Raw genomic sequence first — 22,000 nt, 5'->3', positions numbered from 1 at the left:
CACCCTCACGGCGCTCTTGCGGCACGCTGGCGGCACGCTTAGGGCACGCGCCAGCCGAACTGGTGGGCGCCCCTGCCCTCGCCCTTGAAGGTGACCGCCACCGGCTGGTCGCCCTCGGGCATCATGTGGACGGAGCACATGGTGAGCGAGGACTTCGGCTTCAGCCGGGTGTGCGCCACGGCGCTGCGGCAGGTTCCGACGCCGTTGCCCGGGGTGGAGAAGTCCATGAACGTCATCGGCTGGATCTGCTGTCCGCCCGCGGTGCTGACACCCACGCCGTCCTGCATGGTGGGCAGCAGTACGTGGGTGCCGGTGTTCCGGTAGCGGAGGGTGACGTAGTACGGGGTCATCTTCTTCTGGGCGGCGCTCAGTTGGAAGCGGCTGAGGTCGCCGATGTCGCCCTTGCGCATGCCGGTCAGGGTGACGGTCATGGGAACGTCGCGGTTGTCGTCCTGCCACATGGCGTCGGCGGACTGACCGACCGTCATCAGGCCGTTGGTGCCCGCGTAGCCCTCGCCGTCGCCGATCTTCCACATCAGGGCACCGCTCGCCTCGTCGGTGTAGGAGACGATCGCGGGCGTGCGGTCCTTGGGCAGCATGACGATCTGGCACGCCTCGCCCGTACGCCCCGGGGGCAGGCTCGCGGGGCCCGCCTTGTCGCACTCCTTGGGCACGCCCGACTCGGTGGCCAGCGGGTTCAGGTTCATCAGGGTGATCGGACGGCCGGGGGTTCCGTCGGCGAGGGTGATCGTGAAGTTGTTCTCCGGGTCGGGCCGGGTCAGCGTCTCCTTGCCGGTGTTGGTGTAGGAGACGGTGAGGTAGAAGGGCACCATCCCGTCGACGTCGCTGTCGAGCCGGACCCGCTTGAGGTCCGTCTGCTTGCCCTGGACCAGCCGCTTGGGCGCCACCTTCAGCTGCCGCGTCTGATCCCGGTCCGTCCAGGCGGCCTTCTTCGCGCCCGTCTCGATCGGCACCGACGGCGCGGACGCGCTCGGCTTCTCGTCCGGCTTCTTCGCCGCGTCCGCCGTTCCGCCGCCCTCGGTGTCGCTGCCGCCGCCGCACCCGGTGACGAGCAGCGCTCCGGCGATCGCACCTGCCACCCTCATGCGTGTCCGCATGTGTCCCCCGTTGTTCGCTATGTGTGGTGATGGCCCGCCGTACCGTCCTTGACGGGCTGCCGACAGAGTAGAAGACCCCACCGACCGTCCTTCGGGGCCCCGGGCTGTCCCCAAGGGACTTGGGCTACCGTGAGGGCCGCGCAGCCAGTCGAGAGGGCCGAGGAACGTGACCGTGGACCGCCCGCACACAGTGAACGTCGCCGGTGTCATCGTCGACGAGCGGGACCGGGCGCTGCTGATCAAGCGCCGGGACAGCAGCACGTGGGAGCCGCCGGGCGGGCCGCTGGACCCGGACGAGACGATCCCCGACGCCCTGCGGAGCGAGCTGCTGGAGGAGACCGGCGTCAAGATCGCGCTTCCGGCGGCCCTCACCGGCGTCTACAAGGACATGAACGGCCTAGCCGTGTCCCTCGTCTTCCGCTGCCGGTCCCTCGACGGTACGCCCGCCACCGGCCCCCGCACCCGGGCCTGGCGCTGGGCGACCCGCGCGGAGGTGCCCGACCTGGCGTCCGAGGCGTACGCGGCGCGCATCCTGGACGCGCTCGACACCGCCGCCCCGCCCGCCGTCCGCGCCCACGACGGCGTGCGGCTGCTCTGAGCGGCGTCAGTCGCCCGGCGGGATGAGGCGGGCCAGTTCGGTGGCGACCGCCTGGGCGGCCGGGCTGGTCCAGCGGCGGCGGGCCCGGGTCAGCTGGACCGGGACCGGGGGGATCTCGGGGCCGTGGACCTCGGCCAGGGCGCCCTCGGCCAGCTGGCGTTCGACCGTGGCCCGCGGGAGCAGGGTGAGGCCGAGACCGGCGGCGACGCAGGAGCGGGCGGCCTCGATGCTGCCGAAGCGGGTGAGCCGGGGCGGTGGGCCGGGGACGGTGCGGAGGGTGCGCACCAGGTGGTCGCTGTACGTGCAGCCCTCCTCGTGGACGAAAAAGTTCTGCCGTGCCAGCTCGGCCCAGCCCACGGTGCGGCCCGCGAACGGATGGTCCGGGGCGGAGAGGTAGACGAGGGGCTCGCGGGCGAGGAGGCGGGCGCTGAGGTCGGCGTGGTCGACCTGCTGCTCCAGGAGGAGCGCGAGGTCGAGGCGGCCCGCGCGCAGCCCCTCGATGGCGGCGGCGCTGCCCGCCGGGTGGAGGTTGAGTTCGATGCCAGGGTGGCTGCGGGCCAGGGAGGCGATCACGCGGGGCAGCCGGGAGGCGCACAGGGACTCGCCCGCGCCGAGGGCGACCTGACCCTCCGGGGTCCCGTGGGTCCCGGCGACGCCCGCGGCAGCCGCGCGCAGCCGGGCCTCGGCGTCGAGGACGTCCTCGGCCTCGGTGAGCAGCCGCCGCCCGGCGCTGGTGGGGACGGCGCCGGTGGACATCCGGTCGAACAGGCGGGTGCCCAGCTCCCGTTCCAGGGTGCGGACCTGGACGGTGACCGTGGACTGGGCGAGGTGCAGCTCGGCGGCGGTGGCGGTGAAGCTCCCGGTCCTCGCCAGGGCCGCGAACGTCCGCAGGAGTCTGGTGTCCATCACCGGCAGGCTATCGGGTTTTTCGATGGAGGCCAGCGAAAGGAATCGTTGGACGCGATGGCCGCCCCGGTGGAAGCGTGGACGGCATGACCGAAGTGCTGCGCTACTCCGCCTTCACCACCGACCCTGAAGGCGGCAACCCCGCCGGTGTGGTCCTCGACGCCGGGACGCTCGACGACGCCACCATGACGGCGCTGGCCGCCCGGGTCGGGTACTCCGAGACCGCGTTCCTCACCGCATCCGACACTGCGCACGACGAGACCCGGCGCCGCTACCGGATGCGATTCTTCAGCCCGCGCGCCGAGGTCGCCTTCTGCGGCCACGCGACCGTCGCCACCGCCGTCGCCCTTGCCGAACGGGACGGCCCCGGCGAGCTGATCTTCGACACGGCGGCGGGCGAAGTCCGGGTGACGACGAGCACGGACGGCGGGGTGCCGAGCGCCACGCTCACCTCCGTGCCCACCCGGTCGCGGCCCGCCGACGCGGACACGGAGGTCGCACCCGCGCTGGCGGCGCTGCGCTGGTCCCCGGACGACCTCGATCCGGCCCTCGCCCCGCACGTCGCGTTCGCGGGCAACGACCACCTCGTCCTCGCCGCCGCCACCCGCGCCCGCCTCGCCGACCTCGCGTACGACGTCGGCGCGCTGGAGGAGCTGATGCGGCGGCACGGCTGGACCACCGTCCATCTGGTGCACCGCCCGGACCCGGACCGGCTCGACTTCGACGCCCGTGATCCGTTCCCGGTCGGCGGGGTCGTGGAGGACGCGGCCACCGGCGCCGCGGCCGCCGCCTTCGGTGGGTATCTGCGCGCGACGGGGCGGATCACGGAGGCGTCCAGGATCCGCATCCGGCAAGGCGAGGACATGGGGCGGCCCAGCGAACTGCTCGTGGACGTCGCCCCCGACGACACGCGTGTCCGCGTCACCGGCCACGCAGTGAGGATCCCCGCATGACGACGACGCGTTACTACCAGCTGCCCCGCTTCACCGGCGTGGACGCCCTCCGCCCCGCGACACGCGAGGTGCCCGCCCCCGGGCCGCGCCAGGTGCTGGTCCGGATGCGCGCCTGGTCGCTCAACTACCGCGACCTGATGATCGCTTCGGACACCTACGGACGCGCGCTCACCCCCGGCCTGGTGCCGCTGTCGGACGGCGCCGGCGAGGTGGTCGACGCGGGCGCCGAGGTCACGCGGTGGTCCGCCGGGGACCGGGTGGTGGGCATCTTCATGCCGCACTGGATCTCCGGCCCGGCCACCGCGGACAAGACCGCGGGCGCGCTCGGCGGCCCGTCCGACGGCGTACTCGCCCAATACCTCGTCTTCGACCAGGACGCCCTCGTCGCCGCCCCCGCCCACCTGGACTTCGCCGAGGCCGCCACCCTCCCCTGCGCCGCCGTGACCGCCTGGAACGCCGTGGTGGCCGCGGGCGGGGCCACTCCCGGACAGAGCGTGCTGACGCTCGGCAGCGGCGGCGTCTCGCTCTTCGCCCTGCAATTCGCGGCGCTGAGCGGCGCCCACGTCATCGCCACCTCCAGCAGCGACGCCAAGCTGACCCGGCTGCGCGCACTCGGCGCGTCCGACGGCATCGACTACGTGCGCACGCCCGCGTGGGGGCAGACGGTGTACGAGGCGACCGGCGGCGGCGTGGACCACGTCGTGGAGGTCGGCGGCGCGGGCACACTGCCCCAGTCCCTCACCGCCGTCCGCACCGGCGGACGGATCAGCATCATCGGCGTACTGGCCGACGGCAGCGGGGCCGACCCCATGACGGTGGTACGCAAGGGCGTCACCTTGCAGGGGATGTTCGTGGGCAGCCGGGAGATGTTCGAGGAGATGAACCGGGCAATCGAGCGCCACCGGCTGCGCCCGGTGATCGACCGCGCCTTCCCCTTCGCGGACGCGCCCGCCGCATACCGCCACTTCGCGAGCCGCGGCCACTTCGGGAAGGTGGTCATCACCGATGGGTGACCTCGGGACGGGCCAGCTCTAGGTGAGGCCGTGGATCTTCGCTATCAGGCGGTTCAGCAGATGGGCCCGGTCGGCGCCGTTGGGGCGGCAGTCCTCCAGGCGGCGGACGACACTCGACCGCACCTCGTCGGGGCCGACGAGGTCCACGGCCTTGTCGAGGGCGCGGATGCCCCAGTACTGGTTGAAGGCGAGGGGTTCCTCGGTGACGGCGTACGCCAGAAGGTCCAGCGTGGAATCGTCCGGTACGGCGTACAGGCGGGCGTAGGCCGCGAGGCGCAGGCCGCCGTCGGGGGAGGCGAGCCAGGCGTCCAGGTCGGGGGCGGCGAGGCGCTGGGTGGCGCGGACGAGGCGGGCGAAGATGCCGTTCATGCGCTGCGTACGGGCGGATCCGGCGCGCATGTCCGCGCGCACCGCCAGGTATTCGGCGGCGAGCCTGCGGACATCCTCCAGGGCGGCCGGGGCGTCGGTGTCGCCCGCGCCCTCGCCGCCGCCGACGAGCGCGGCGTCGGCCATGGCCTCGGCCGCCTCGATGCGCTGCTCGACGTCCCGGAACTCGACCCTGAGCCCGCCGGGCAGTTCGATGCTGGTGAAGAGTTCGCGCAGCCAGGGAACGACGGCGATGACCAGCAGCGCGACGGTGACGTTGTCAATCTTCAGGTCCGGCGCGACGAGATGGGCGATGGCCACCCCGACTGCCAGGAGGCTCACCGTCGTTGCGATGAGGTGCCGCCGCCATGATGCGTTCCGCCCGCCCCGTTCACTCATCGGCTCATCTTGTCAGGCCGGATAGGCGTGTGTCTGGGCGGCCTTGAGAGTGGCCCAGACGGTGCGGCCCGGGTGGAGGCCGAGGTCGGCCACGGCGGCGGTGGTGAGGTCGGCGAGCAGGGGCAGTTCGCCGGTGAGGGCGACGCGGATCTGATCGCCGTGCGACTCCAGGCCGGTGACCTCGGCGCGCCAGGCGTTGCGGGCGCTGGAGTCGGGGCGGTCGCGGTGGAGGGTGACGGCGGCGGGCGGGAAGGCGACGAAGGCCGGGCCGGTGAGGTCGTCGGCGGTGGTGATGGCCGTACCGCTGTCGAGCCGTACCGTGTGGCCCTCGGCGCGCCCCTGGTACAGGTTGAGGCCGACGAGGCTCGCGATGTAGTCGGTACGGGGGCGGCGGGACACCTCGGACGGGGTGCCGTCCTGGACGACGCGCCCGTCCTCGACCACGACGAGCCGGTCGGCGAGCACCATCGCGTCCAGCGGGTCATGGGTGACCAGGACGGCCACCGCCTCGAACTCGGCGAGGTGGCGGCGGAGTCCGGCGCGGACATCGAGCCGGGTACGGGCGTCCAGCGCGGCCAGCGGCTCGTCCAGCAGCAGCAGCCGCGGGCGTACGGCCAGGGCGCGGGCGAGGGCGACGCGCTGGGCCTGGCCGCCGGACAGCCGGCGCGGCTTGGCGCCCGCGTGGCCGTCCAGCCCCATCCGGGCCAGGATGTCGGCGGCCTGGGCGCGGGCCTCGGCCTTGGGGACGCCCTGGCAGCGGGGGCCGAAGGCCACGTTGTCGAGGGCGGTGAGGTGCGGGAAGAGCAGATAGTCCTGGAAGACGACGCCGACCGGGCGGGCCTCGGGCGGGATCCGCAGCCGCCGCGCCGGGTCCTCCAACTCCCTCCCGTCCAGGCGCAGTTCGCCCGAGGTGAGCGGGGCGAGCCCGGCCAGGGCGCGCAGCGCGGTGGTCTTGCCCGCGCCGTTGGGGCCGAGCAGGGCGACCACCTCGCCGGGGGCGGCGGTCAGCCGCAGGTCCAGCCGGAAGTCGCCGCGGTCCACGACGAGATGGGCGTCGAGGCCGTCGGTGTCCCGCACGGTCGCGGGGGTGCGGGTGGTCATGCGGAGGTCCCCATCCAGCGGTCGCGCAGCCCGGCGAGCACCGCGACGGATACGGCGAGCAGCACCAGGCTCAACGCGATGGCGGCGGCCGGGTCGCTCTGGAGCGCGAGGTACACGGACAGCGGCATGGTCTGGGTGCGGCCCGGGAAGTTGCCCGCGAAGGTGATGGTGGCGCCGAACTCCCCCAGCGCCCGCGCCCACGCGAGCACCGCACCGGCCGCCACGCCGGGGGCGATCATCGGCAGGGTGACGCGACGGAAGGCGGTGAAGCGGGAGGCCCCGAGGGTGGTGGCGGCCTCCTCGTACCGCGGATCGGCGGCCCGTAGCGTGCCCTCGACGCTGATCACGAGGAACGGCATCGCCACGAACGCCTCCGCCACCACCACCCCCGCCGTGGTGAACGGCAGGGTGATGCCGAAGGCGGAGTCCAGCCAGCGGCCCACGACCCCGTTGCGGCCCAGCGCCAGCAGCAGCGCCACGCCGCCCACCACCGGCGGCAGCACCAGCGGCAGCGTCACCAGGGCGCGCACCACCCGGCGGCCGGGGAAGCGGGCCCGGGCCAGCAGCCAGGCCAGCGGCACGCCCAGCACCAGCGCGACGGCGGTGGCGGCGGTCGCGGTGATCAGCGACAGCCGCAGCGCCTGCCACACCTCGACGCTGGTCAGCTGCTCCGGCAGCGACCGCCAGGGCGCCCGGATCAGCAGCGCGGCCAGCGGCAGGACGAGGAAGGCGAACCCGGCGAGGGCGGGCAGCAGCAGCGGCAGCGGGACACCGGACCGGGTCCGCCGCGGTCGGCCGCGCCGCTGCCGCTCGTCTTCCAGGATCTGGGGGTCCTGCGGGGCGGAAGTGGTCACGGCTTGAGGAAGCCCGCCTCGGTCAGCGCCTTCTGGCCCTGCGGGGACTTCACGAGGTCGATGAAGGCGGACGCGCCCTCGGCGTTGGGCGCGCTCTTCAGCGCGGCTATCGGGTAGTCGTTGATGGCCTTCTTCGACTCCGGGAACTCCACGCCCTCGACCTTGCCGCCCGCGGCCTTCACATCCGTCTTGTAGACGACGGAGGCGTCGACCTCCTTCAGCTCCACCTTGGTGAGCGCGCCCTTGACGTCCTGCTCGTAACTGGCCGGGGTGAGCTTCAGATGCTCCGCGTCCAGCACCTGCTGCGCGGCGGCTCCGCACGGCACCTCCTTGGCGCACAGCGCGACCTTCAGCCCGCCCTTGGTGAGGTCCTCGAAGTTGGTGATCTTCTTCGGGTTGCCGGGGAGGGTGGCGATCTCCAGCTGGTTGCGGACGAAGGTCGACGGGGTGCCCTTGGCGTCGCCCGCGCCGGTGACCGTCTTCATGGTCTTGGGGCTGGCGGCGGCGAAGACATCGGCGGGGGCGCCGGAGGTGATGCTGGCGGCGAGGGCGTCGCTGCCGCCGAAGTTGAACGTCACGTTGGTGCCGGGGTGTTGCTTCTCGAAGGTCTTCTTCAGCTCGGTGAAGCTCTCCTTGAGCGAGGCGGCGGCGAACACCGTGACCGTGCCGGACACCTTCTTCGCGGACGATCCGCTCTCCGCGTCCGACTTCTCGGAGGAGCCGCCCGAGGAACAGGCGCCGAGCGCCAACGCGGCCACGGTGAGGCCGCCCGCCACGCGCAAGGTGCGGTTCCGGCGGGTTGCTGAACGGGTCGTCACAGGGCTTCTCCCTCGTCGGTGCTCATGGCTTCTCCACGACCACGTTGGTCGACTTGATCACCGCCACCGCGGGAACGCCTGGCTCGAGACCCAGCTCCTCCGCGGATTCCCGGCTGATCATGGACACCACCCGGAACGGCCCCGCCTGGATCTCCACCTGCGCGGACACATCGCCGAGGATCACCTCGGTGACGATGCCCGTGAAGCGATTGCGGGCCGAGGAGACGCCGTTGCCCTCCCGGTCCGTGCCGCGGCTCAGCTCCCGGGCGAACGCGGCGAGCGCCGGGCCCGGGATGATCCGGCGGCCCTGTTCGTCCCGCTCGGCGGTGAGCCGTCCGCCGTCGACCCAGCGGCGCAGGGTATCGGCGCTGACGCCCATCAGGGCCGCCGCCTCTCCGATCCGGTACGTGTGCATCCGCCCATGATACGAGCGCGTTTGCGAGGTGACACCTGCCCATCAGGTTGCATCAGCACACCGGTCGACGGAAATGGCATCGCAGATGCTTTGTATCAGTACACGTCGCGGGCGTAGCGCTTGTCGGCGGCGAGCTGCTTGACGTACAGCTCGGCCGCGTCCTCGTCGAGCCCGCCGTGGGCGACGGCGATGTCGCGCAGCGCCCGGTCGACGTCCTTGGCCATCCGGGTGGCGTCCCCGCACACGTAGAAGTGGGCGCCGTCCTGGAGCCAGGACCACAGCCGGGCGCCGTGTTCGCGCATCCGGTCCTGGACGTACACCTTGGCCCGCTGGTCGCGGGAGAAGGCGGTGTCGAGCCGGGTGAGCGTGCCGTGGCGGCGCAGCTGCTCCAGCTCGTCCTCGTAGTAGAAGTCGGTGGCGCGCCGCTGTTCGCCGAAGATCAGCCAGTTGGGGGCGGTCGCGCCGCGCGCCCTGCGCTCCTCCAGGAAGCCGACGAACGGGGCGACTCCGGTGCCGGGGCCGACCATCACCATCGGTGTCGTGGGGTCGGCCGGGGGCCGGAAGGCGGGCGTGCGCTGCACGAAGACGGGCACGGGGCGGTCGGCGGCGGCGTCCGCGAGGTGGGTGGAGGCGACGCCCTTGCGGAGCGTCCCGCCGCGGCTCTCGTAGCGCACCACGGAGACCGTCAGCCGCACCTCGTGGGGGTGGGCGAGGGGGCTGGAGGAGATGGAGTACAGCCGGGGCTGGAGCCGTTTGAGGACGTCGGCCCACTCCTGGGCGGAGGCGCGCACCGGGTATTCGGCCAGGACGTCCACGGCCTGGCGGCCCCAGGTCCACTGCGCCAGACCGTCCTTGTTGTCCGGGCGCAGCAGCCGCTTGAGGTCGTGGTCATGGGTGCGGTCGAGGACGAAACGCAGCAGGTCCGGGGTGATCCTCGCGATCTCCAGATGGCGCCGGAGGGCGTCGGCGAGAGGCATCGCGGCCACGTCCGCACCGGGGGCGGCGGCGACGGCCACCTCGGCGGCCGGGTCGAGGCCGGTGACGGCGAGCCATTCGGCGACCAGGTCGGGGCAGTTCTCGGGCCAGACGCCGAGCGCGTCCCCGGCCTCGTAGGCGAGCGCGCCGTCGCCGGTGTCGAACGCGAACTGCCGCACCTCCTTGGTCGCTCCGGGCAGGCTCAGCAGCCGGTTGCCGGTGAGGCGGGTGGTGAAGGGCGCGGCCTTGGTGGGGCGGGCGGGGGCGGCCGGGGCTTTCGGCACGGGTGCCTTCGACGCGGGGGCGTTGGACGCCGGTGCGGGTGCCTCCGGTGCCTCGGTCCCCAGGGCGTCGAGGACGGTGTCCAGCCAGGCGCGGGCGGGCTCGTCGTAGTCCGGTTCGCAGTCGGTGCGGGGGGCGAGGCGTACGGCGCCCAGCTCGTCGAGGCGTTCGTCCAGGCGGCGGCCGTGGCCGCAGAAGTCGTCGTACGTGGAGTCGCCGAGGGCGAGGACGGCGTAGCGGGTGCCGTCCAGGCGGGGCGCGTCGGCGGCGGCCAGGGACTCCCAGAAGCCGTGGCCGTTGTCGGGGGCGTCGCCGTCGCCGAAGGTGCTGGTGATGACGAGGAGGTCGGCGGGGCGGGGGAGGGTGGCGGCGGCGATGCCGTCCATCTCCAGCAGCCGGGCCTGCCGTCCGGTCTCGGCGAGGCGGCGGGCGGTGGCACCGGCGACGTCCTCGGCGTTGCCGGTCTGGGAGGCCCACAGGATGACCACTTCGCGGGTGGCCGTCGCGGGCCCGGCGGGGTCCGGGGCCACCGCGGGGACCGCGCTGCCGGGGACGGCGGCGCGCGAGAAGGCCCCGGCCAGGACGCCGTTGACCCACAGGGCGTGGTCGGGCGAGAAGGGCGCGTCCTGGGGCAGCACGGGGACGGCGGTGGCGGCCTGGGCGCCCGGGGTCACGGACGGGCCGTTCATGGCCGGGCCGTTCATGGCCGGGCCGGGGAGCCCGGCGAGGAAGCCGCGCAGGTACTGGCGCTCGGGCTCGGTGAGGACCGGCGGGGTCAGGTCGCCGACGCCGAACGTCCCGGCGAGCCCCTCGGCCACCGAAGCCTCGCCGACCGGGGACGGGCTCGCCGACGGCGCCGACGCGACCTTCGCCAGCGACACCGCGCACACCTTGAACTCCGGCTGGAAGGACACCGGGTCGACCGCGTCGTGGGTGACCGCGTTGACGCTGAGGTACTCGCCGAACAGGTCGTTCCAGTGGAACGGCACGAAGCAGTTCCCCGGCCGCACCCGGTCCGTCACCACGGCGGGCAGCACCGCCCGCCCGCGCCGGGAGGCCACCTCCACCGCGTCGCCCTCGCCGACGCCCAGCCGCTCCGCGTCCCGCGGGTGCAGCTCGACGAACGGCCCCGGGTTGAGCTTGTTCAGCTTGGCGACCTTGCCGGTCTTGGTGAGCGTGTGCCACTGGTGCTGGAGCCGACCCGTGTTGAGGACGAACGGGAAGTCGTCGTCCGGCAGCTCGGCGGCGTCCATGTGCGGGCGGGCGTGGAAGACGGCGCGGCCGCTCGGGGTGGGGAACACCAGCCGGGGCCGAGTGCCGTCCTCGCGTACGGCGAGGGTCTGGCTGACGCCGTCGTTGACGTAGCGGACCGGGTTGCGGTCGTCGCCACCGTCGGGCGCGGCGGGCCACTGCACCGGGGCCTCACGCAGCCGCCCGTACGTCACCCCCCGCAGGTCGTAGCCGGTCTTCGGGTTCGAGGTGCGCTTGATCTCCTCGAAGATCTCCTCCGCGCATCCGTAGCCGAAGGCGTCCCCGTACCCCATCTCGCAGGCGATCCGGGCGATGATCCGCCAGTCCGGCAGCGCCTCGCCGGGCGGGTCGACCGCCTGCCGGGCGAGGGTGAGATTGCGTTCGGAGTTGATCATCACACCGTCGGCCTCGGCCCACATGGCGGCGGGCAGCACCACGTCCGCGTACGCGTTGGTCTCGGTCTCGGCGAAGGCGTCCTGGGTGACGACGAACTCGGCCGCCTCCAGGCCCTCGATCACCGTCCGGCGGTTGGCGACCGAGGCGACGGGGTTGGTGCAGATGATCCAGCACGCCTTGATCTCGCCGTCCGCCATGCGCCGGAACATCTCCACGGTGCCCTGCCCGGCCCCGTCCGCCCGCAGCGTGCCGGGCTCGATCCCCCACAGCTCCTCGGTGAACGCCCGGTCCTCCGCGTCCAGCACCGACCGCTGCCCGGGCAGCCCCGGCCCCATGTACCCCATCTCCCGGCCGCCCATGGCGTTGGGCTGGCCGGTGAGCGAGAACGGCCCGCTGCCGGGGCGGCAGATCGCGCCGGTGGCCAGATGCAGATTGACCAGGGCGTTGGTGTTCCAGGTGCCGTGCGTGGACTGGTTGAGCCCCATCGTCCAGCAGCTCATCCACTCCCCGGACTCCCCGATCCACCGCGCCGCCTCGCGGATGTCGTCCTCCGGGATGCCGGTGATCTCCGCGACGCGCTCCACCGGATAGTCGTCGAGGAAGGCGGGCATGGCGTCCCAGCCCTCGGTGTGCTCGTCGATGAACTCCTGATCGGTGTACCCGCCCTCGACCAGCAGCCGCAGCAGCCCGTTGAGCAGCGCCAGATCCGTGCCCGGCCGTATCTGGAGAAAGAGGTCCGCCTTGGCGGCGGTCGCGGTGCGCCGCGGATCGACCACGATCAGCTTGGCGCCCGCCTTCACCCGGTCCATGAGCCGCAGGTACAGGATCGGATGGCAGTCGGCCATGTTGGAGCCGATGACGAGGAACACGTCGGCGTGCTCGAAGTCCTCGTACGAACCGGGCGGCCCATCGGCCCCCAGCGACAGCTTGTAGCCGCTGCCCGCGCTCGCCATGCACAGCCGTGAGTTGGACTCGATCTGGTTGGTGCCGATGAACCCCTTGGCCAGCTTGTTGGCCAGGTACTGCGCCTCCAGCGTCATCTGCCCGGACACATAGAAGGCGAGCGCGTCCGGCCCGTGCTCGTCCAGGATCGCCCGCAGCCGCCGCGCGGTCGTCGTGATCGCCTCGTCCACCCCGGCCGCCGCGGGCTCCGCCCCCCGGTCGTCCCGCGACAGCGCCGTCTCCAGCCGCCCGGGCGCCCCCAGCATCTCCGCGCTGGTCGCCCCCTTGGTGCACAGCCGCCCCGCGTTCGCCGGATGCGCCTTGTCCCCGGACGCCTTCAGCACCGTCCGGCGCCCCTCGGCGTTCCGCCCGACGTCGAGCACGATCCCGCACCCGACCCCGCAGTAGGAGCACACCGTCCGCACCGATCCCGCCACCCCCGATGCAGGGCCGGTGGGCGCCGGCTGTGCCGACCGAGCCGATGCCGTCACGAATGCCCCTTTCACGCTCGCGGTGGGCGTCTCCCACTGCCGCCACCGTAAAAACCCCCGGTTGCGAGCGCGTCACAGCCGCCGATCGCGGGCGATTACGTCCCCTGCACAGTCCCCTTCCGCCGCATGTGAGGGACGGAGGCCCTGGCCGGAAATAATCATTGCCTAAGGCGACTGGTGGTCTATGCAATCAATTGGGCGTACGGTGAGGCGACGGGCGCCCGCCGCGGGGACGGTGGCGGGAAAAGCCCTGATGACGGGGGTGTGCCAAGGCCCCGGGAGCGCCGGGGCGAGCCGACCGGAGGGAGTGTTCCGCCGATGTGCGGCATCACCGGATGGATCGCGTACGACAAGGATCTGACCGCCGAGCGTGAGGTGCTCGACGCGATGACCCGGACCATGAGCTGCCGCGGGCCGGACGCGGGTGGGGTGTGGGCGGACACCCATGCGGCGCTGGGGCACCGGCGGCTGGCCGTCATCGACGTCGAGGGCGGGAAGCAGCCCATGGCGGTCGAGCGCGACGGGCGCACGGTGCTGGTGACCACGTACAGCGGGGAGATCTACAACTACCGCGAGCTGCGGGACGAGCTGATCGCTCGCGGGCACGCCTTCCGGACCAGCAGTGACACCGAGGTGGCGCTGCACGCGTATCTGGAGTGGGGCGAGCGGTTCACCGAGCGCCTGAACGGGATGTACGCGTTCGCGCTGTGGGAGCCGCGGGAGCAGCAGCTGCTGCTGGTCCGCGACCGCATGGGGATCAAGCCGCTGTACTACTACCCCACGCCGGACGGGGTGATCTTCGGGTCCGAGCCCAAGGCGATCCTGGCCCATCCGGCGGTGCGTCCCCAGGTGGACGCGGAGGGGCTGGCGGAGCTGCTGGCGTTCACGAAGACGCCCGGCCATGCCGTGTACCGGGGGATGTACGAGGTGCGGCCCGGGCATGTGGTGCGGGTGCGGCCGGAGGGGCTGGCCGAGCGGCGGTACTGGGCGCTGGAGGCCCGCGAGCACACCGATGACCGGGAGACCACCGTGCGCCGGGTGCGGGAGCTGCTGGACGACATCGTGGAACGGCAGCTGATCGCGGACGTACCGCTGTGCACCCTGCTCTCCGGCGGGCTGGACTCCTCGGTGATCACCGCGCTGGCCGCCAAGCGGCTGGGCGCGGCGGGGAAGGGGCCGGTGCGCTCGTTCGCGGTGGACTTCGTCGGCCAGACCGAGAACTTCCGGGCGGACGCGCTGCGCTCCACGCCCGACGGTCCGTACGCCCATGCGCTGGCCGAGCACGCGGGCTCGGACCACCAGGACATCGTGCTCGACACCGCGGCCCTGATGGACGAGGCGAACCGGGACGCGGTGCTGACCGCGCGCGATCTGCCGTTCGGCTCCGGGGAGAGCGACACCTCGCTCTATCTGCTGTTCAAGGAGATCCGCAAGCACTCGACGGTCGCCCTGTCCGGTGAGTCGGCGGACGAGGTGTTCGGCGGCTACCGCTGGTTCCACGACGAGGACGCGGTGTGGGGGGACACCTTCCCCTGGATCAGCTCGCTCGGCTCAGGCGGCTTCGCGGGCCGGGAATCGGGCGGGCGCACCGGGCTGCTCAGCCGCGATGTCCTCGGCCGGATCGACGTCACGGGCTACCGGGACGCCCGCTACCGCGAGGCGCTCGCCGAAGTGCCGCACCTGCCGGGCGAATCGCGCCTGGAGCACCGCATGCGGGAGATCTCGTATCTGCACCTGACCCGCTTCGTGCAGTACCTGCTGGACCGCAAGGACCGCGCGAGCATGGCGGTGGGCCTGGAGGTGCGGGTGCCGTTCTGCGACCACCGGCTGGTGGAGTACGTCTTCAACACCCCGTGGTCGCTCAAGACGTTCGACGGCCGGGAGAAGTCGCTGCTGCGCGCCGCCACCCTGGACGTGCTGCCCGAGTCGGTGGCGCAGCGTGTGAAGAGCCCGTACCCGAGCACCCAGGACACCCGCTACACGGACGCCCTGCGCGACCGGGTGCGGGCGCTGGCGGCCGACTCCTCCTCCCCGGCGCGGCCACTGATCGACCGGGAGGCCGCCGAGCGGGCGGCGAAGGGGACGGGACACGAGTCCCGGCAGAGCATGGAAGTGGCGCTGGGCCTGGACTCCTGGCTGCGGAATTACGGGGCGGAGCTGACGCTCTGAGCGTCCGCCCCCGTGGCGCCTGATGAGGCGTCAGGCCACTTTCTGATGCTGCGTCATGGCCATTTCTGACGATACGTCACTCACGACCCGAGGGGCCCGGACCACCACGGTCCGGGCCCCTCGGTCACAACACCTCCCACACTCCTCTATCGTCTCTTGTCAGCCGACTCACGGACGTGAAAGGCTCGGCCCACCCGTGAAGGGGAATCCCCAACTCCGAGTCAGATCTGTGCTGTTGGCTGCCCACCCCGCGGCCCCATGTGAGAGGCTTGCCCCCCTGGCGGGGGCGCCACTGTTCGTGAGTGAGGAATGTGCCTCCATGCCCGACCACTCGGCATCCCGGGACGGCGCGTTCGCGCCACCCGGCCAACCGTCCGTCTCCGCAGCGGACACCGACGCCGTCTCCCCGACGGTCCTGCTCAACCTCTACTGGGACGCGGTAGCCGACTACGCGAACCTGTGCACCACCACCCCCGAAGACGGCATGCGGCTGGCCACGGAGGCGTTCCGGCGCGGCATCCGGGCCGCCCGCAACCGCCGGGCCCGGTCCTGGGGGCCGCGGCTGCCGTGGCTTCCGCTGCTCCTGACGTCCGTACGCAAGACCGCCGCCGACTGGCACACCCACCGGGACGGCGACCGGCTCGACCCGGAGCTGCGGGTCTGGCTCTCCTCCACCGGTGTCGCCCGCTACGCCGTCCCGCCCCGCGAACAGCCGCTCGCCCTGCGCGGGCTGCGCGACCTGGGGGAACGCGACGGGGCGCTGCTGTGGGAAGTCGAGGTGGAGTCGCAGCCGGTCGAGACGCTGGCCTGGCAGCTGGGCGGCGACATCGAGTACGCCGCCGAGGAGATCGCCCGGGTGCGGGCCGCCTTCCGGCAGCGCTGCCAGCGCAACCATCTGGACACCCTCACGCATGAGGAGTGCCGCAGCTACGCCAAGCTGCTGGACGCCGCCACCCGTTCGCCCGATGCCCACTCCCCGGCGGACCTGTGGCAGCACCTCGCCCGCTGCCGGAACTGCCGCGAGGCCGCCGCCTGCCTGTACCTGCACGGTGGCGGGCTGCCCAACGCGCTGGCCGGCGGGGTGCTGGGCTGGGGCGGGCCCGGGTACGTGGCGCGGCGGCGAAGAACCGCCGAGCGCACCCCGGGCGCCACCTCCGCGTCGACCGCACCGGCGTCGCACGCCGTCCGCATCCCGTTACGGGACCGGGTCCTGGACAAGGTCGGCGGCCCGCTGATGATGGCGCCGCGCCTCCTGCGCCAAAGACTCGGCATCGGCCCGACCGGGCGCAGAAGAGCCACGCACGGTGTGCGCAGAGCCCGTACGGCAACCGTCGCCCTGGCGGTGGTGGCCGTGGTGGCGCTGGCCATGATGGTTGCGTTAACCAGAACCGCCGCGGTGTCCGGCGACGGAAACGAGCAGGCCACCGGCCGCGTGACCCGCGACACCACCGCCCCGGGCGGCGCCCCCTCGGACACCACACCGGCGGGCACCGGGACCCCCGGCGGCCCGGGCGGATCCGCCGAGCCGTCCTCCTCCCGCAGCGGCGACGGCGTGGGCGGCAAGGCCGGGAAGGACGACCCGGCGGGCGAGGACCGCGACGAGGACAAGGACGGGAAGCGCACGTCCGCACCCGCCTCGCCCTCCGGCTCGCAGGACGCGGGCCAGGGCCACCGCCCCTCCGACGACTCGACCCCCCGGAAGCCCTCGGGCAAGCCCAGCTGCACGGCCCGCTACGACCTGGTCACCGAATGGCCCGACGGCTTCAAGGCCGAGATCACGCTGACCTCCCGCAGTGCGCTCGACACCTGGCGGGTCACCTGGGACTTCCCCGACTCCCAGCGCGTCACCCAGATGTGGGACGGCGAATTCACCCAGCGCGGTGCCACGGTGACCACCACACCGGCCGACTACAACAAGAAGGTCGACGCCAACAAGCCCTTCTCCGTGGGCTTCCTCGGCACCTGGAACAGCCAGAACTCCCCGCCCCGCACCTTCACCCTGAACGGTGAGCGCTGCTCGGCCTGAACGACCTGAGTGCCTGAACGACGACACGACGCGGCCCGGGATTCCGGGCCGCGTCCGGTGTTCCGGGGCGGTCAGCCGCCGTTCGAGACGAGCTTCCTGATGCCGCGCTGGTCCGCGGCCGTGTACTTCCCGCCGCCTGCGTTCAGATAGCCGCCGTTGGGCGACGTCATCACCGGCTTGTTCTCCTTCGGGTCGAAGGACTTCGGGTCCGGGTGGTCCAGCCCCATCATGTGGCCCAGCTCATGGGTGACCGCGTTGCGGGTCATGGCCGTGTTCCTGGCCTTGTTCGAGCTGAACCAGCCGTTCTCCTTGCCCGCGCTGTTCCAGTACTCGTCGTCCATCAGGACGTATCCGCCCCAGGCGCTGTTGTCGGTGGTGTTGTAGCAGGGCTTGGCCTGCGACATGCCCTTCTGCCCGTTCAGCGGCCGGTGGGCCAGCGTGAACATGATGTGGTTCCGCGGCCCCGCGCAGTACTTCTTGTTCTTGAGGTTCGTACCGCCCTCGATCGTGGTGGACACCTTGAAGGTGATGCCCGCGGCCTTGACCTGCGGCATGGCGTTCAGCTGGGCGACCGGGATCTTCAGATACGGGGTGAGCCGGTCCCGTGCGGCCTTCGTCACGAACGACAGGGTGTACGTGGAGTGGTGGCGCAGCGATTCGATGTAGTACGGGCTGCCGCTCTCCAGCTTCCAGCCCACCCCGCTGTTGGCGGCGTGCGCGACGCCGCCCGTGGCCAGCAGCGCCGTGGCGGCGGCCACGGCGACGATGCCGATTCTCTTCATCTGTGTTCTCCCGTTGGCGGTCGCTCCCCGTGAGCTTCCGCCCCGATTCTGCGGGCGGGGGCGCCACGCCACGTCCGAGGAAGCGCAATCATGACCGGATCATGACCGCACCGGGACCGACGGACCCTCGGGGGTGTCTTGCCCACTTCCCCACCCGGATGGCCGTACGGGACCCCCGACCGTGTTACACGACGGGCGCGGGTGGCATGTAATGGCGCGCATGAGCAGTGTCCTGAGCGGCATCGTGTCCCTGCCCCCGGACACCCCCACGGTCCGGGCGGCCCGGGTGGTGGTGGAGGTGCGCAACGTGTCCCGCGCCGATGTGGCCACCTCCGTCGTGGGGGCGCAGGTGCAGACCGATGTGCCGCTGAGCCCGGCCGGCCACATCCCGTTCAGCGTCACGGTCCCCGGCGAGCTGGACCCCGACGACGCCTACGGGCTGCGCGTCCACGTCGACCTGAGCGGTACGGGCTTCCTGGAGCGCGGCGACCTGGTCAGCGCCCGCGTGGGCCCGGTCCCCCCGGCCTCCACCGCCGGGCTGATCGCCCCCGTCAGCGCGGTCTGATCACACCGCGTGGTGCGCCAACGCGGCGTGCGGATCGGGGGATTGGGCCGACGGGGCCGGGTCGGCGTGGATGAGGGCGGCGGTCAGCCGGGGAACCGCGTGCAGCAGCGCGTGTTCCGCGTCCACCGCCACCCGGTGGGCCTCCCGTACGCTCAGCTCGCCGCCGACCACGACCGCGACCTCCGCGCGCAGCCGGTGGCCGATCCAGCGCAGCCGCAGCTCGCCGATGTCCCGTACGCCGGGTACGGCGCGCACGGCCCGCTCGGCGGCGTCGGTCAGGGCCGGGTCGACGGCGTCCATCACCCGGCGGAACACCTCGCGGGCGGCGTCGCGCAGCACCAGCAGGATCGCGGCGGTGATGGCGAGGCCGACGAGGGGGTCGGCCAGCCGCCAGCCGAGGGCGGCACCGGCCGCGCTCAGCAGGACGGCGAGCGAGGTGAAGCCGTCCGTACGGGCGTGCAGGCCGTCGGCGACGAGGGCGGCCGAGCCGATCTCGCGGCCGACGCGGATGCGGTAGCGGGCGACCCATTCGTTGCCGATGAAACCCACCACGGCCGCGGCGGCGACGGCCGGCAGCTGCTCGATGTCGCGCGGGTGCAGCAGCCGGTCCGTGGCGGTCCAGGCGGCGAACGCGGCGGAGGCCGCGATGGTGAGCACGATCGCGATCCCGGCCAGGTCCTCGGCCCGCCCGTACCCGTAGGTGAAGCGGCGGGTGGCGGCGCGGCGGCCGAGCAGGAAGGCGAGGGCGAGCGGGAGGGCGGTCAGGGCGTCGGCGGCGTTGTGGACGGTGTCGCCGAGCAGCGCGACCGACCCGGAGGCCACGACGACGACGGCTTGCGCGACGGCCGTCGCGCCGAGGACGGCGAGGGAGGTCCACAGGGCGCGCAGGCCGCGGGCGGAGGACTCCAGGGCCCGGTCCACCTTGTCGGCAGCTGTATGGGAGTGGGGACGCACCAGATGGCCCGCCCGGTGGCGCCACCGGGCGGCGCGGCCGTGGGGGTGCCCGTGGTCATGGCCGGGTGTGTGCTCGTGGTCGTGCCCGTGGTCATGGTCGTGCCCGTGGGTGTGCCCGTGCCGGTCGTCCATGGCGTCCGCCTTCCTCGTTCCGCGTCTCGGGACTGGACACGGTCCGTCCCCGCCACCCATTATGTGCGTATGAGCGCACGCATGCACCTATCAGATGCGCACGATGCGCATCCGCGCACCCCGAGCACCGAGCAGTTCGCACGCGCCGCCGAGGTGCTGGGCCTGCTCGCCGACCGCACCCGGCTGGCGCTGCTGCACACCCTCGCCTCGGGCGAGGCCGATGTGACGGCACTGACGGCCGTCTGCGGGGCGGCCCGCCCGGCCGTCAGCCAGCACCTGGCCAAGCTGCGGCTGGCCGGGGTCGTCACCTCGCGCAAGGACGGCCGACGGGTCGTCTACGCCCTCCGGGACGGGCACCTGGCCCGGCTGGTCACCGAGGCGCTGAGCCACGCCGACCACGAGCTGTCGGGCCTCCCCCGGCACGACTGACCGCACGACCGACCACACGACGGGCCGCGCGCATGAAGTGAATGACGTGATTGCCGTGCTACCCGTTCAGCCCCGGCAGGCCCACTGGTTACGATCTGGCGCGATGGGCAGAGGGCGGGGCGGAGACGACGGCATACGGAAGCGCACGGTGCGAGCCACCGCGCGCTCCGCGCTCAGGCGTGTCGTACCGCTCCTCGCCGCGGTGCTGTGGGTGGCGCCGTCGTGCGTCCACTCCGGCGGCGACCATCCGCCGATATCCGTGGGCTGCCAACACCGTCTCGTAGCCGAACCGCAGCTCGAACGGCCGCCCCTGGGGCGGGACCCGGCCGCCCTCATCGCGCAGTTCCACACCGCACCCATCGCCCCGGCCGCCGGGGACGACGCGAAGACCCAGGGCGGCGGCAGCGACGACTGCGTGGCCGGTCCCCGCGGCGGGAACCCCGCCCTCGTTCCCGCCCCCGTCCCGCCGCCCGCCCTCGCCGGTCTCCGGCCGCCGGACGGCCCACGGGGCACGGACTCCGTACGGGCGCCGCCCGACACAAAAGTCCACGCCCTCGGCCTCCACCAGCTCCAAGTGCTCCGCACCTAGGCCGATCGCCGACCTCCGCCATCACATCACTCATTCAGTGCGACAGTGCGAGAACTGCGAGGACTGGGACAGCCATGGCTTCCAAGGCATCGAAGACGAAGGGCGCGGCCGAGCGCCGCGCGAAGATAGAGGAGCTGCGCCGCGCGGAGAAGGCCCGCGAGCGCCGGTACCGGATCATCACCATCACCTCCTGCACGGTGATCGTCGCCGGACTGGCCGTCGGCGGCTTCTTCCTGGTCGACGCGGGCAACAAGAAGGAGGAGAAGGCCGCGAAGGTCAGCTCCTCGGTCGTGAAGACCGGTGAGTTCAAGGGCATGAAGACCTGGAAGAACCTGGGCCGCACCCATGTGGGCGGCACGGTGAAGTACGCGATGTCGCCGCCGGTCGGCGGAAACCACAACCAGGTCTGGCAGAACTGCGACGGCGACGTCTACACCAAGCCGCTGACCAAGGAGAACGCGGTGCACTCGCTGGAGCACGGCGCGGTGTGGGTGACCTACAACGACAAGGCGTCGAAGGAGGACGTCGCCACCCTCAAGGCCCGGGTGGAGAAGACCAAGTACTCGCTGATGAGCCCCTACGAGGACCAGGACGCGCCGATCGTCCTCAACGCGTGGGGCAACCAGCTGGAGATACAAAAGGCCTCGGACCCGCGGGTGGCCGCGTTCTTCAAGAAGTTCGTCCAGGGCAAGCAGACCCCCGAGCCGAACGCCTACTGCACCAACGGGAAGTCGTCGTGACGGACGGGACCACAGCCGTCGGCCGCGCGTCACGGCAGCCGCTGGTGGCGGGAATCACCGCCGCCCTCGCGGTGCTGACGCTGGTGGCGGTGGGGGTGGTGTGGCTGATGAGCGACCGCTCGGAGGGCACGACCGGCAACGGCACCCCGAAGGACACCTCCGCCGAGGCGGGGTTCGCCCGCGACATGTCCACCCACCATCAGCAGGCGGTGGAGATGTCGCTCATCGTGCGCGACCGCACCGGCGACGAGGACGTGCGGCGGCTGGCGTTCGACATCCTCACCGCGCAGGCCACCGAGCGCGGGATCCTCCAGGGCTGGCTGGACCGGTGGGGTCTCGACCGGGCGTCCGAGGACGCGCCGATGACGTGGATGAAACACGGCTCGGACGGCATGGAGGGCATGGAGGGCATGGAGGGCATGGACCACGCCTACAAGCCGCACGACGGCTCGCTCATGCCGGGCATGGCCACCAACACCGAGCTGGACACGCTGCGCAAGGCCAAGGGCAAGGCGGCCGAGGTGCTCTACCTGAAGCTGATGACCGCCCACCACGAGGGCGGTGTCGCGATGGCGAAGGGCGCGGTCGACCTGGTCACGGACCCGCCCGAGAAGCGGCTGGCCAGGACGATGGTGCAGGCCCAGCAGTCGGAGATCCAGCTGATGGCCGACATGCTGAAGGAGCGCGGCGCCCGCTCCTGAACGCTCCCCGGTGACGCCCCCGGCCCGGCCCACGG

The 22,000-nt window shown here is 72.6% G+C and carries 20 protein-coding genes; 10 read left to right on the top strand and 10 right to left on the bottom strand.

Going from position 1 to position 22,000, the window contains the following annotated elements; all coding sequences use genetic code 11:
* Nucleotides 1-38: 38 nt before the first annotated feature.
* A complete protein-coding gene (locus HYQ63_RS22495) occupies nucleotides 39-1,106 on the bottom strand; it encodes a hypothetical protein (protein ID WP_179935585.1) in 1,068 nt (355 codons plus the stop codon).
* A gap of 178 nt (nucleotides 1,107-1,284) precedes the next feature.
* Here HYQ63_RS22495 and HYQ63_RS22490 point away from each other — a divergent pair, with 178 nt between their 5' ends.
* On the top strand, nucleotides 1,285-1,716 hold the full coding sequence (locus HYQ63_RS22490) for an NUDIX hydrolase (RefSeq protein ID WP_179935584.1): 432 nt from the start codon (nucleotides 1,285-1,287) through the stop codon (nucleotides 1,714-1,716).
* A gap of 6 nt (nucleotides 1,717-1,722) precedes the next feature.
* Here the strand turns inward: HYQ63_RS22490 and HYQ63_RS22485 are convergent, their stop codons facing one another.
* Nucleotides 1,723-2,622: a LysR family transcriptional regulator gene (locus tag HYQ63_RS22485; protein ID WP_179935583.1), complete on the bottom strand. Its 900-nt coding sequence runs from the start codon at nucleotides 2,620-2,622 to the stop codon at nucleotides 1,723-1,725.
* Nucleotides 2,623-2,708: 86 nt separating this feature from the next.
* On the opposite strand from HYQ63_RS22485, the gene HYQ63_RS22480 reads away from it, so the two are divergent.
* Nucleotides 2,709-3,575: a PhzF family phenazine biosynthesis protein gene (locus tag HYQ63_RS22480; RefSeq protein ID WP_179935582.1), complete on the top strand. Its 867-nt coding sequence runs from the start codon at nucleotides 2,709-2,711 to the stop codon at nucleotides 3,573-3,575.
* Nucleotides 3,572-4,588, top strand: coding sequence for an NAD(P)-dependent alcohol dehydrogenase (locus HYQ63_RS22475; RefSeq protein ID WP_179935581.1), 1,017 nt, complete (start codon nucleotides 3,572-3,574; stop codon nucleotides 4,586-4,588). The genes HYQ63_RS22480 and HYQ63_RS22475 overlap by 4 nt, the downstream gene beginning before the upstream one ends.
* Nucleotides 4,589-4,606: 18 nt before the next feature.
* Here the strand turns inward: HYQ63_RS22475 and HYQ63_RS22470 are convergent, their stop codons facing one another.
* From HYQ63_RS22470 to HYQ63_RS22445, 6 genes are all read right to left on the bottom strand, one after another.
* Nucleotides 4,607-5,296 carry a hypothetical protein gene (locus tag HYQ63_RS22470; protein ID WP_179935580.1) on the bottom strand — a complete coding sequence of 230 codons (690 nt, stop codon included), beginning with the start codon at nucleotides 5,294-5,296 and terminating at the stop codon, nucleotides 4,607-4,609.
* 69 nt (nucleotides 5,297-5,365) lie between these two features.
* A complete protein-coding gene (locus HYQ63_RS22465; protein ID WP_179935579.1) occupies nucleotides 5,366-6,454 on the bottom strand; it encodes an ABC transporter ATP-binding protein in 1,089 nt (362 codons plus the stop codon).
* Nucleotides 6,451-7,308 carry an ABC transporter permease gene (locus HYQ63_RS22460; RefSeq protein ID WP_179935578.1) on the bottom strand — a complete coding sequence of 286 codons (858 nt, stop codon included), beginning with the start codon at nucleotides 7,306-7,308 and terminating at the stop codon, nucleotides 6,451-6,453. Before HYQ63_RS22460 ends, HYQ63_RS22465 begins: the two co-directional genes overlap by 4 nt.
* On the bottom strand, nucleotides 7,305-8,126 hold the full coding sequence (modA, locus tag HYQ63_RS22455) for a molybdate ABC transporter substrate-binding protein (RefSeq protein ID WP_179935577.1): 822 nt from the start codon (nucleotides 8,124-8,126) through the stop codon (nucleotides 7,305-7,307). Before modA ends, HYQ63_RS22460 begins: the two co-directional genes overlap by 4 nt.
* Nucleotides 8,127-8,148: 22 nt before the next feature.
* A complete protein-coding gene (locus HYQ63_RS22450; RefSeq protein WP_179935576.1) occupies nucleotides 8,149-8,541 on the bottom strand; it encodes a molybdopterin-binding protein in 393 nt (130 codons plus the stop codon).
* Nucleotides 8,542-8,636: 95 nt separating this feature from the next.
* Nucleotides 8,637-12,812, bottom strand: coding sequence for a bifunctional nitrate reductase/sulfite reductase flavoprotein subunit alpha (locus HYQ63_RS22445; protein WP_179940377.1), 4,176 nt, complete (start codon nucleotides 12,810-12,812; stop codon nucleotides 8,637-8,639).
* Nucleotides 12,813-13,196: 384 nt separating this feature from the next.
* On the opposite strand from HYQ63_RS22445, the gene asnB reads away from it, so the two are divergent.
* Entirely contained in the window at nucleotides 13,197-15,047 is a 1,851-nt protein-coding gene (asnB, locus tag HYQ63_RS22440; protein ID WP_179935575.1) for an asparagine synthase (glutamine-hydrolyzing), read from the top strand.
* A 319-nt stretch (nucleotides 15,048-15,366) separates the two neighbouring features.
* Nucleotides 15,367-17,073 (top strand): cellulose-binding domain-containing protein, encoded by a 1,707-nt coding sequence (locus HYQ63_RS22435; protein WP_257232016.1) that lies wholly within the window; start codon nucleotides 15,367-15,369, stop codon nucleotides 17,071-17,073.
* Between the two features lie 71 nt (nucleotides 17,074-17,144).
* Here the strand turns inward: HYQ63_RS22435 and HYQ63_RS22430 are convergent, their stop codons facing one another.
* Nucleotides 17,145-17,855: a hypothetical protein gene (locus tag HYQ63_RS22430; RefSeq protein ID WP_179935573.1), complete on the bottom strand. Its 711-nt coding sequence runs from the start codon at nucleotides 17,853-17,855 to the stop codon at nucleotides 17,145-17,147.
* A gap of 220 nt (nucleotides 17,856-18,075) precedes the next feature.
* Here HYQ63_RS22430 and HYQ63_RS22425 point away from each other — a divergent pair, with 220 nt between their 5' ends.
* Nucleotides 18,076-18,420, top strand: a complete 345-nt coding sequence (locus tag HYQ63_RS22425; protein WP_179935572.1) for a hypothetical protein — start codon at nucleotides 18,076-18,078, stop codon at nucleotides 18,418-18,420.
* Here HYQ63_RS22425 and HYQ63_RS22420 read toward each other — a convergent pair whose 3' ends face one another.
* The gene (locus HYQ63_RS22420) at nucleotides 18,421-19,506 is read right to left on the bottom strand and encodes a cation diffusion facilitator family transporter (protein ID WP_179935571.1); all 1,086 of its coding nucleotides are present in this window, start codon (nucleotides 19,504-19,506) and stop codon (nucleotides 18,421-18,423) included.
* A gap of 69 nt (nucleotides 19,507-19,575) precedes the next feature.
* Between HYQ63_RS22420 and HYQ63_RS22415 the strand changes: the two genes are divergently transcribed.
* The 4 genes from HYQ63_RS22415 (at nucleotide 19,576) to HYQ63_RS22400 (ending at nucleotide 21,965) form a co-directional block, all read left to right on the top strand.
* On the top strand, nucleotides 19,576-19,935 hold the full coding sequence (locus HYQ63_RS22415) for a helix-turn-helix transcriptional regulator (RefSeq protein WP_179935570.1): 360 nt from the start codon (nucleotides 19,576-19,578) through the stop codon (nucleotides 19,933-19,935).
* A gap of 103 nt (nucleotides 19,936-20,038) precedes the next feature.
* Nucleotides 20,039-20,524: a hypothetical protein gene (locus HYQ63_RS22410; protein ID WP_179935569.1), complete on the top strand. Its 486-nt coding sequence runs from the start codon at nucleotides 20,039-20,041 to the stop codon at nucleotides 20,522-20,524.
* A 74-nt stretch (nucleotides 20,525-20,598) separates the two neighbouring features.
* Entirely contained in the window at nucleotides 20,599-21,264 is a 666-nt protein-coding gene (locus HYQ63_RS22405) for a DUF3105 domain-containing protein (protein ID WP_179935568.1), read from the top strand.
* Nucleotides 21,261-21,965, top strand: coding sequence for a DUF305 domain-containing protein (locus HYQ63_RS22400; protein WP_179935567.1), 705 nt, complete (start codon nucleotides 21,261-21,263; stop codon nucleotides 21,963-21,965). The genes HYQ63_RS22405 and HYQ63_RS22400 overlap by 4 nt, the downstream gene beginning before the upstream one ends.
* Nucleotides 21,966-22,000 lie beyond the last annotated feature (35 nt).

The sequence above is a fragment of the Streptomyces sp. Rer75 genome, from assembly GCF_013414305.1.
Lineage (GTDB): Bacteria > Actinomycetota > Actinomycetes > Streptomycetales > Streptomycetaceae > Streptomyces > Streptomyces himastatinicus.
Note: the sequence above shows the minus strand (reverse complement) of the source record. Positions and strands in the feature narration are given on the sequence as shown.

Bases quoted from the DNA above. Each gene is read 5' to 3' on its own strand.
- HYQ63_RS22495 (WP_179935585.1), bottom strand. From the start codon at position 1,106: ATGAGGGTGGCAGGTGCGATCGCCGGAGCGCTGCTCGTCACCGGGTGC.
- HYQ63_RS22450 (WP_179935576.1), bottom strand. From the start codon at position 8,541: ATGCACACGTACCGGATCGGAGAGGCGGCGGCCCTGATGGGCGTCAGC.
- HYQ63_RS22430 (WP_179935573.1), bottom strand. From the start codon at position 17,855: ATGAAGAGAATCGGCATCGTCGCCGTGGCCGCCGCCACGGCGCTGCTG.
- HYQ63_RS22420 (WP_179935571.1), bottom strand. From the start codon at position 19,506: ATGGACGACCGGCACGGGCACACCCACGGGCACGACCATGACCACGGG.
- HYQ63_RS22415 (WP_179935570.1), top strand. From the start codon at position 19,576: ATGAGCGCACGCATGCACCTATCAGATGCGCACGATGCGCATCCGCGC.
- HYQ63_RS22435 (WP_257232016.1), top strand. From the start codon at position 15,367: ATGCCCGACCACTCGGCATCCCGGGACGGCGCGTTCGCGCCACCCGGC.
- HYQ63_RS22465 (WP_179935579.1), bottom strand. From the start codon at position 6,454: ATGACCACCCGCACCCCCGCGACCGTGCGGGACACCGACGGCCTCGAC.
- HYQ63_RS22475 (WP_179935581.1), top strand. From the start codon at position 3,572: ATGACGACGACGCGTTACTACCAGCTGCCCCGCTTCACCGGCGTGGAC.
- HYQ63_RS22405 (WP_179935568.1), top strand. From the start codon at position 20,599: ATGGCTTCCAAGGCATCGAAGACGAAGGGCGCGGCCGAGCGCCGCGCG.
- asnB (WP_179935575.1), top strand. From the start codon at position 13,197: ATGTGCGGCATCACCGGATGGATCGCGTACGACAAGGATCTGACCGCC.
- HYQ63_RS22480 (WP_179935582.1), top strand. From the start codon at position 2,709: ATGACCGAAGTGCTGCGCTACTCCGCCTTCACCACCGACCCTGAAGGC.
- HYQ63_RS22485 (WP_179935583.1), bottom strand. From the start codon at position 2,622: ATGGACACCAGACTCCTGCGGACGTTCGCGGCCCTGGCGAGGACCGGG.
- HYQ63_RS22425 (WP_179935572.1), top strand. From the start codon at position 18,076: ATGAGCAGTGTCCTGAGCGGCATCGTGTCCCTGCCCCCGGACACCCCC.
- HYQ63_RS22410 (WP_179935569.1), top strand. From the start codon at position 20,039: ATGGGCAGAGGGCGGGGCGGAGACGACGGCATACGGAAGCGCACGGTG.